The 9728-nt window shown below is 36.0% G+C and carries 8 protein-coding genes and 1 other annotated feature; all 8 genes read left to right on the forward strand.

All coding sequences use genetic code 11. The features are described 5' to 3' along the window. Window positions 1-24: 24 nt before the first annotated feature. The 8 genes from ychF to msrA all read left to right on the forward strand — a co-directional run bounded on the left by ychF (window position 25) and on the right by msrA (window position 9412). Complete coding sequence (ychF, locus tag ABS911_RS07290) at window positions 25-1125, forward strand: redox-regulated ATPase YchF (RefSeq protein ID WP_350467027.1); 1101 nt, start codon at window positions 25-27, stop codon at window positions 1123-1125. 48 nt (window positions 1126-1173) lie between these two features. Next, on the forward strand, window positions 1174-1857 hold the full coding sequence (locus ABS911_RS07295) for a DUF1129 domain-containing protein (protein WP_350467028.1): 684 nt from the start codon (window positions 1174-1176) through the stop codon (window positions 1855-1857). A 242-nt stretch (window positions 1858-2099) separates the two neighbouring features. Next, a complete protein-coding gene (guaB, locus tag ABS911_RS07300) occupies window positions 2100-3581 on the forward strand; it encodes an IMP dehydrogenase (protein ID WP_350451267.1) in 1482 nt (493 codons plus the stop codon). 132 nt (window positions 3582-3713) lie between these two features. Next, complete coding sequence (croR, locus tag ABS911_RS07305) at window positions 3714-4403, forward strand: response regulator transcription factor CroR (RefSeq protein ID WP_013712079.1); 690 nt, start codon at window positions 3714-3716, stop codon at window positions 4401-4403. After that, complete coding sequence (locus ABS911_RS07310; protein WP_502880513.1) at window positions 4403-5584, forward strand: sensor histidine kinase; 1182 nt, start codon at window positions 4403-4405, stop codon at window positions 5582-5584. Before croR ends, ABS911_RS07310 begins: the two co-directional genes overlap by 1 nt. 185 nt (window positions 5585-5769) lie before the next feature. Then, entirely contained in the window at window positions 5770-7089 is a 1320-nt protein-coding gene (locus ABS911_RS07315) for a serine hydrolase (RefSeq protein ID WP_350467030.1), read from the forward strand. 117 nt (window positions 7090-7206) lie between these two features. After that, window positions 7207-7444: a binding site (T-box leader), on the forward strand. A 66-nt stretch (window positions 7445-7510) separates the two neighbouring features. Beyond that, on the forward strand, window positions 7511-8794 hold the full coding sequence (gene serS, locus ABS911_RS07320; RefSeq protein WP_350467031.1) for a serine--tRNA ligase: 1284 nt from the start codon (window positions 7511-7513) through the stop codon (window positions 8792-8794). Window positions 8795-8875: 81 nt separating this feature from the next. Continuing rightward, window positions 8876-9412 carry a peptide-methionine (S)-S-oxide reductase MsrA gene (msrA, locus tag ABS911_RS07325; RefSeq protein WP_350467032.1) on the forward strand — a complete coding sequence of 179 codons (537 nt, stop codon included), beginning with the start codon at window positions 8876-8878 and terminating at the stop codon, window positions 9410-9412. The last annotated feature ends 316 nt before the right edge of the window (window positions 9413-9728 follow it).

Below are 9728 nucleotides of genomic sequence, written 5' to 3' on the forward strand. Positions count from 1 at the left end.
AAAAGAGAAAGAGTGAATTTAAACATGCCATTAACAGCTGGAATCGTAGGTTTACCAAATGTAGGTAAATCAACCTTATTTAACGCCATTACAAAAGCTGGAGCAGAAGCTGCAAATTATCCATTTGCAACTATTGACCCGAACGTGGGAGTTGTAGAAGTTCCTGATTACCGTTTGACACGCTTGACAGAATTAGTATCACCAAAGAAAACTGTTCCTACTACTTTTGAATTTACAGATATTGCCGGAATCGTAAAAGGAGCAAGCAAAGGGGAAGGGCTAGGAAATAAATTCTTAGCTAACATTCGCCAAGTAGATGCTATTTGCCACGTTGTTCGTTGTTTTGAAGATGACAATATTATTCACGTTGAAGGAAAAGTTGATCCAATTTCAGATATTGAGACCATCAATTTAGAGTTGGTTCTAGCTGATTTAGAGTCAGTTGAAAAACGCTATACTCGTGTATCGAAAATTGCACGTACGAAGGATAAAGAAGCTGTGGCTGAGTTAGCTGTTTTGGATAAAATCAAACCCGTTTTAGAAGAAGGTAAATCAGCTCGTTCAATCGAATTTACTGAAGACGAAGAAAAAATCGTTAAAAGTTTATTTCTATTAACGACAAAACCTGTATTATACGTAGCGAATGTTTCTGAGGATCAAGTAGCGGATACTGAGAATGATGAGCTTGTCAATCAAGTACGCAAATTTGCTGAAGAAGAAAACGCAGAAGTTATTGTGATTTGTGCGAGAATTGAAGAAGAAATTGCAGAACTTGAAGACGAAGAAAAAGAATTATTCTTGGAAGAATTAGGAATTGAAGAATCAGGATTAGATAAATTGATCCGTTCAACATATAACCTTTTAGGTTTGGGAACGTACTTTACAGCAGGTGTTCAAGAAGTTCGCGCATGGACCTTTAAAAAAGGAATGAAAGCTCCTCAAACGGCTGGAATTATTCATAGTGATTTTGAGCGCGGATTTATTCGTGCAGAAACAATCTCTTATGAAGACTTCGATAAATACGAAAGTGAACAAGCGGCAAAAGAAGCAGGTCGTATGCGTTCTGAAGGAAAAGAGTATGTTGTTAAAGACGGAGATATCCTATTATTTAGGTTTAATGTATAAGTAACCATTAGTTTCAAAGAGCAAGGCCTAGAAAGGGGCAATTGATTCATGGAAGAAGTACATGCAAGTTCAATTCAGACAAAAAAAGAAGAAAACAACACATTAATTAAAAAATTAACAAAAAAGAATGAACAGTACATGATGAGTTTGAATAAAGCTCTAGTGGAAAGAAACGTTCCTGAAACTAAAAAAGAAGAAATAGTTAATGAGATGCTTCATAATTTAGTTGAACGCCAAAAATCAGGAGAAACGGCTCGCCAATTATATGGCACCGTTACTGAGTGTGCGGACAAAATAGTTGCAAAACCAACTCAAGCTCAAGAAGGACCTTCTGAGAATTGGAAAATTGCTTTAGATGGTGGATTAATGATAGGTGGATTGTTTTCCATTATAACAGGTCTTTCTGGCTTGTTTAATAATGTAGAAGGTTCATCATTGGGATTGATCACTACGTTACTGAACTTTATTGTTGGTGGATTAGTCATTCTTTGGATCTCAAAAAATATGCCGGACAGAAAAAACCCGAAAAAAGGTGGTATGTTCCGCTATATCCTAGTCTCCACTGTTGGAATGCTATCTCTAATGATCGTCATGACGGGATCAATGATGGTCGTTCCTCCAGTTGTGAATATCCCCTTAAATGCAATAAGTAACATTGTTATTGGTGCACTTGCTTTTGTGGCCAAATATTTTGCAAAACGCAAATTAAATATTCGCGGCGGATTATTTTAAGATTAACGTATAAATTGGAAAGAATTTAAAAGCTCAAATCGACTAAATTAATTTTAGGCGGTTTTAGCTTTTTTCTCATGCTTTTTTCATCGATAACACTTTGTATGCTAATATGCTTGAAGGAAAGACCGAAGTAATGAAGGATTTTCAATTCAACTCTTGACTAAGCCCGCTATCTCTGTTATTTTTGTAGATAAAATTATCGAACAAATTAAGTGGAGAAAAAGGAGCGGATGGTTGTAATGTCTAACTGGGAAACAAAATTTGCAAAAAAAGGGTTCACTTTTGATGATGTATTGCTAGTACCTGCTGAAAGCCATGTTTTACCAAATGATGTAGATTTAAGTGTTCAACTAGCTAAAAATATTAAATTGAATGTGCCTATCATGAGTGCGAGTATGGATACTGTAACAGACTCAAGAATGGCGATCGCTATGGCACGTCAAGGCGGCTTAGGTGTCATCCATAAAAATATGACTATCCAACAGCAAGCAGATGAAGTTAGAAAAGTAAAACGTTCTGAGAGCGGCGTTATCCTGGATCCTTTCTTTTTAACTCCCACCCATTCCGTTTCAGAAGCAGAACAATTAATGAGTCGTTACCGCATCAGTGGCGTACCAATCGTAAATACTATGGATGAACGTATTCTAGTAGGAATTTTAACAAACCGTGACTTACGTTTTGTAGCGGATTACTCTATTCAAATTGATGAAGTAATGACAAAAGAAAACTTAGTTACTGCGCCAACAGGAACGTCTTTGAAAGAAGCAGAGCAAATTTTACAACAGCATAAAATTGAAAAATTACCAATTGTCGATCAAAATGGTCGTCTTAGTGGTTTGATAACCATCAAAGATATTGAGAAAATTCTTGAATTTCCCAATGCTGCAAAAGATTCTCATGGTCGTTTACTTGTTGCGGCAGCAGTTGGTGTAACAAGTGACACGTTTGAACGTGCGCACGCGTTAATTGATTCTGGCGCTGATGCAATTGTTATTGATACAGCTCATGGTCATAGTGCAGGCGTTATTCGTAAAATTGAAGAAATTCGTGAAGAGTTCCCAGAAGCTACCTTAATCGCAGGGAATGTAGCAACAGGTGAAGCGACTCGTGCTTTATATGAAGCAGGTGTGGATGTAGTTAAAGTAGGAATTGGTCCTGGATCAATTTGTACAACACGTGTGGTTGCTGGAGTTGGTGTCCCGCAAATTACCGCTATCTATGATTCAGCAGCAGTGGCTCGCGAATATGGACGTGCGATCATTGCAGATGGTGGAATTAAATATTCTGGAGATATCGTAAAAGCATTAGCCGCTGGAGGACATGTTGTTATGCTAGGTAGCATGCTTGCTGGTACAGACGAATCTCCTGGTGAATTTGAAATTTTCCAAGGTCGTCGCTTCAAAACATATCGTGGTATGGGAAGTTTAGCTGCTATGGAAAAAGGTTCAAGCGATCGTTATTTCCAAGGTGGCGTAAATGAAGCAAACAAATTAGTTCCAGAAGGTATTGAAGGACGTGTTGCTTATAAAGGAGCTGTTTCTGATATTGTCTTCCAAATGCTTGGTGGATTACGTTCAGGTATGGGATATGTTGGAGCAGGAAACTTAGAGCAATTACGCGAAGAAACACAATTTATTCAAATGAGTGGAGCCGGTCTACGCGAATCTCACCCTCATGATGTACAAATTACAAATGAAGCGCCAAATTATTCTGTTCAATAAATAGACGGTTAACTAAAGAAGATCAATAAAGTTCGATTCAGAACTTTATTGATCTTCTTTTAATAAATTCTTTAGTATTTTCTGATATGATTAGTAAAATCGGAAAAAATATGTCTAAATGAGGGATATTATATGAAAATTTTAGTAGTCGATGACGATAAAGAAATTGTAGAGCTGTTAAGTATTTATATCCAAAATGAAGGATACGAAGTAGAAAAAGCTTATAACGGAAAAGAAGCCTTAACAAAAATCAAAACAATAAAAAATATAGATTTAATGGTACTAGATGTGATGATGCCTAATATGGATGGAAATCAAGTGGTAAAAGAAGTCCGCAAAGAGATGCAGTTGCCAATTCTTATGCTTAGTGCTAAAACAACAGATATTGATAAGATTAAAGGCTTGGTAACCGGAGCGGATGATTATGTAGCTAAACCTTTTAACCCTTTAGAAGTGATGGCTAGAATCAAATCTTTATTGCGCAGAAGTAATTATATGACTAACTCGCAAGAACAAAATAAACTTGAGGTCGGTCCATTGTTAATTGAAAAAGAATCGCATGAAGTTCGAACAATTAATGGAGAATTTATTCAGTTAACAGCTTTAGAATTTGGGATTTTATACTTATTAGCCAGCCATCCAAATCGCGTCTTTAGTGCAGATGAAATATTTGAACGTGTATGGCAGCAAGAAAGTCTCGTTTCAGCTAAAACGGTTATGGTTCATGTCAGTCATTTAAGAGATAAGATCGAAGAAGCAACTGGCGGAGAAAAAGTGATTCAAACGGTTTGGGGAGTAGGGTATAAAATTGGTGAGCGGTAATACCATTTGAGAAGAATGAAGCACGGGAGTTGACTAGTTACTTGAAACTAACAAGAAAAGAAAAAAGTAAGTTGATTGTTGAAGGATTTATTACTATTGGATTAATTTTGATTTTGTATTATGCTGCTTTTCTTATTTTTAATCGCATGCTTGTAGATTCTCCTGAAATTATTAGAGGGTTTTGGTTTTTTGGAGATGCTATTATTAGCGTTCGCGGAAATCAAATTATTTCTCTCACTCCGTTTTTCATCATTTTTTTAACAACGGTAGCAATAGGAACAATTTATTGGCGTTTAAAAAGACGCTACAAACAGATGCAGTTGAACCATATTATTAGTGAGCTGCATTATATCGCAGAAGGCCATTATGAGCACCGTATCACAACAGATTTTGGTGGAGATATGGAAAAAGTAGTAGACAGCATACATGTTTTGGTAGATAGCACAGTACAAGCAATGGAAGATGAACGTCAGATAGAACAGTCTAAAGATGAATTAATCACGAATGTCAGTCACGACATTCGTACACCATTAACTTCTATTATAGGCTACTTAGGGTTGATTGAAGAAAGACGTTATCAAAATGAAGAAGAATTATTGAAATATACTCATACTGCCTACACGAAAGCGAAACAAATGAAGGTTCTTGTAGAAGATTTATTTGAATATACAAAAGTGCGTCAAACCACTACGCCTTTAAATCTATCGGAATTTGATATGGTGCAATTATTAGAACAGTTGGTAGCGGATTTTGAATTGGAAGCAGAAAAAAGGAATATGGTAATCGAAGTGGTTACTTCTTATGAGAGTGTCCAAATGGAAGCTGATACTGAAAAATTAGTTCGTGTGTTCAATAATTTAATTTCAAATGCTTTAAAGTATGGAAAAGGTGGCAAAAAAGTATTTATAGAAGTCCAAAAAACTGGAAAAGAAGCGATCGTTTCAGTAAATAATGATGGACAGCCTATTCCGCAAAAATCATTGGACCAATTATTTGATCGTTTTTACCGTGTGGAAGAGTCTCGGTCACAAGAAACAGGAGGCACCGGTTTAGGTTTGGCAATTGCTCAAAGTATTGTAGCTCTTCATGGAGGATATATTTATGCCTCTTCTGATAGAAATTTAACTCGCTTTGTTATGCACTTGCCGCTAAAACAATTAGCTGAAAAAAATAACGACTAAATTTAAAGGAATTTTAGCTAAAACCTTTTAAAAACAACCGTCTTATATTAATTTTAGACAAAAGAGGGTTGTTTTTTTTTGTTTATTTCGCTAACATAGAAAACGCATGTAGTCATTTATTACAGAATATCATTTAACAAATACTTAAATAGAAAATCAAACGGACTGAGGAGACAATAAAAATCATGAAGAAATTAACTAAAATTAGTACCTTATTTGTCACAATGCTATTGTTGGGAACTTTTTCTCCATTAATTGCTAGTACGACTGTATCGGCAGCAACAATAGAACAACCTGCTATAGAGGCAGCAGCAGCGTTTGCTATTGAACCAACAACTGGAAAAGTATTATTAAACCAAAACGGCGATGAAAAACTAGGCATTGCTTCAATGACTAAGATGATTACAGAATATATTTTGCTGGAAACCATTAAAAATGGCGACTTGGCATGGGATGATCAAGTTAACATTAGCGAGTATGCTCATAACATCAGCCAAAATTATGAGTTATCAAATGTTCCTTTACGAATAGATGATACATATTCAGTAGAAGAACTTTACCAAGCAATGGCAATTTATTCAGCAAATGGAGCAACGATTGCACTTGCTGAGCATATTGCTGGAGATGAAAAATCATTTGTTGATATGATGCATGAAAAAGTTGAATCATGGGGTGTTACAAATTATGAATTGTACAACACAACTGGTTTATCTAATTCTGATTTACAAGGAAATATTTATCCAGGTAGCACTGAAGACAGTGAAAATTCAATGACTGCAAGAGAAATGGCGATCGTAGCTCAACGTCTACTGTTAGATTTTCCTGAAGTGTTAAAGACTTCTAGTATTAGTGAAAAGAAATTTAGAGAAGGTACATCAGATGAAATTTCAATGCAAAACTTTAACTGGATGCTTCCAGGATTGATTTATGAGCGTGAGAATGTTGATGGATTAAAAACGGGGACAACTGATTTCGCTGGAGCTTCAATGACAGGTACTGCTGAAGAAGAAGGCATGCGTGTTATTACAATCGTAATGAACGCAACTAATGGACAAGAAGATTTAAGCAAACGATTTGCTGAAACAGACAAAATAATGGATTGGGTATTTGAAAATTGGGATATGGTTCCTGTCTTTAAAGAAGGCCAAACGTTAGAAGATGTAGAGCCTTTAGCCGTTGATAAAGGGAAAGAGGATACTTTAAAGGTAGCTGTTCAATCGGATGTGTCTTTATTGGTTCCAACAAGTGCGGATAGCGAAAAGACAAACGCAACTGTCCAAGTCAAAAAAGATTTATTAAATGAAGCGGGTAACTTAACTGCGCCAATTAAAAAGGGAACAGAAGTAGGAACCGCGCAAGTCATGAGTGAAGGCGATGAGTTAGGATACGTTAATGGAGATACAGGAGAAGAAGTTACTGTTGTAGCTGCTTCAACTGTTGAAAAATCTAATGTATTTGTTTTAACGGGTCGCTGGGTGAAAGCTTTTATTAGTGACTTATTTTAAAGCGCGCTAATTAAAAATTTAATTACTTTTATATCAAAAGGCTGGGGGAATATTCCAGTCTTTTTTTTATTGACTTAAGTAAAGGGATTGGGTAGAATGTAAGCAACTGAATGAACACGAACGTTAGTAATACGAATTAGTAAAATAGATTGAATACACAAAGAGAGTCAGTGGTTGGTGAAAACTGATGGTTTAATCTTTTGAATCCATCGTATGAAGTAAACAATGAACTCAGCTTTTTTGATAAAATTGTTTCGGATCCAGACCGTTATCTGATTGAAAAGAGTAGAGGATTCATAGGCAATCTTCTGAATTTGGGTGGTACCGCGAACGTTGAGGCCATTTCGTCCCATGAATAATGGATCGGAATGGCTTTTTTTGTACAATCGATTAGGAATTACAAGAAGAAAGGAAGATTAAGATGTTAGATATTAAACAATTAAGATTAGATTTTGATGCAACGGCTAAAAAGTTAGAAGAACGTGGAGTTAAACATGAGCTATTAGAGGAATTCATCACTTTAGATAGTGAAAGACGTTCTTTGATTGTGACAACAGAAGAATTAAAAAATTACCGTAATGAAGTATCTGGTGCAATCGCAACATTAAAACGCAACAAAGAGAATGCAGATGAAAAAATAAAAGAAATGCGTGAAGTTGGAGAAAAAATAAAAGATCTAGATGAGAAATTAGCAGCAATTGATGAGAAAATAGAAACAATTGCTACTGGCTTGCCAAATTTACCACATGATTCTGTGCCAGTAGGGGCAGATGAAGCAGACAACGTTGAAGTCCGTAAATGGGGAACGCCTGTAGAAGTAACGTTTGAAGCAAAAGCGCATTGGGAAATTGCTGAAGAGTTAGATATTTTAGACTTTGAACGAGGGGCAAAAGTTTCTGGAAGTCGTTTTGTCTACTATAAAGGACTAGGTGCTAGATTAGAACGAGCAGTATATAATTTTATGCTAGACTTGCACACCGGTGAACATGGTTATACAGAAATGATGACGCCTTATTTAGTTAATAGCGATTCAATGTTTGGTACAGGCCAGTTCCCGAAATTTAAAGAGGACGTATTCCAAATTGAAGGAACAGATCTAACACTGATACCAACAGCAGAAGTTCCGTTGACGAACTACTACCGTAATGAGATTTTAAAAGAGGAGCAACTTCCAGTATACTTTACTGCATTAAGTCCCTCATTTAGATCAGAAGCAGGTAGTGCAGGTAGAGATACTCGGGGATTGATACGTCTACACCAATTTAATAAAGTTGAAATGGTGAAATTTAGCAAACCGGAAACTTCTTATGATGAATTAGAAAAAATGACGAACAATGCTGAAGCAGTTTTACAAAAACTAAACTTGCCGTACCGTGTGTTAGCACTATGTACTGGAGACATGGGATTCTCTGCTGCAAAAACCTACGACTTAGAAGTGTGGATCCCTGCACAAGAAACGTACCGTGAGATCAGCTCTTGCTCAAATACAGAAGCGTTTCAAGCTAGAAGAGCAAAAATACGTTACCGTAATGAAGAAACAGGTAAATTAGAATACGTTCACACACTAAATGGATCAGGATTAGCAGTTGGACGAACAATAGCGGCTATTTTAGAAAACTACCAACAAGCAGATGGGTCAGTTAAGATTCCTGATGTATTGGTTCCGTACATGGGTGGCGTAACGGAAATTCGTAAAGCAGATTAAAAGAGGGCAATTCAAAATAATGTAAACCAATAAGGTTGAGTGCTATACTCTAGTCATTAGGAATAAAAGGGGGAATTGATAGTGAGTGAACAAAAATTTGAAAAAGCAACATTTGCAGGTGGGTGTTTCTGGTGTATGGTAAAACCATTTGAAACACAACCAGGTATCGAATCAGTTGTTTCAGGTTACACAGGTGGTCACACGGTCAACCCAACTTATGAAGAAGTATGTAGTGAAACCACTGGTCATACAGAAGCGGTTCAGATTACATTTGATCCTGAAAAATTTAGCTACAAAGATTTAGTAGAGATCTATTGGCAGCAAACAGATCCAACTGATGCAGGTGGACAATTTGCCGATAGAGGTTCATCTTATCGTCCTGTTATTTTCTATCACAATGAAGAGCAAAGGCAATTAGCTGAAGCTTCTAAAGAAGCATTGCAAAATAGTGGTCGTTTTAAACAACCCATTTTAACTGAAATTCAACCTGCTGAACCTTTTTATCCAGCAGAAGAATACCATCAAGGGTTTTATAAAAAGAATGCAGCTCATTATTCAAGGTATAGACAAGGGTCAGGAAGAGCAAGTTTCATAGAGTCTAATTGGATTAACAGTTAAATAAAAAATAAAAAAGAGTCGTTTTTCATTGGATTCAATGAAAAACGACTCTTTTTTAATCAATAAATAAAAGATACAGAAACTTTTATTTATAAAAAAACAATATACTGTATAAAAAGGTCTAACTAAATGTAAATAAAAGAGGGGATAGTTCGTGTTTTTGCAATCAAAACAGGTTTTTGAATAAGTTTTTAAAACAACGTTCAGTTATGGAATTTTATTTATTTTATTTCCCAAAAAAGATTGACGAAACGCTAAAAACTTGTTATATTTATATACGTCGCTGAGGCAGGTTGAAACAAACCGCTAAAGTGCA

Source organism: Carnobacterium sp. (assembly GCF_040274425.1).

Coding starts and splice junctions, on each gene's coding strand:
- guaB (WP_350451267.1), top strand. CDS start 2,100: ATGTCTAACTGGGAAACAAAATTTGCAAAAAAAGGGTTCACTTTTGAT.
- serS (WP_350467031.1), top strand. CDS start 7,511: ATGTTAGATATTAAACAATTAAGATTAGATTTTGATGCAACGGCTAAA.
- croR (WP_013712079.1), top strand. CDS start 3,714: ATGAAAATTTTAGTAGTCGATGACGATAAAGAAATTGTAGAGCTGTTA.
- ychF (WP_350467027.1), top strand. CDS start 25: ATGCCATTAACAGCTGGAATCGTAGGTTTACCAAATGTAGGTAAATCA.
- ABS911_RS07315 (WP_350467030.1), top strand. CDS start 5,770: ATGAAGAAATTAACTAAAATTAGTACCTTATTTGTCACAATGCTATTG.
- ABS911_RS07295 (WP_350467028.1), top strand. CDS start 1,174: ATGGAAGAAGTACATGCAAGTTCAATTCAGACAAAAAAAGAAGAAAAC.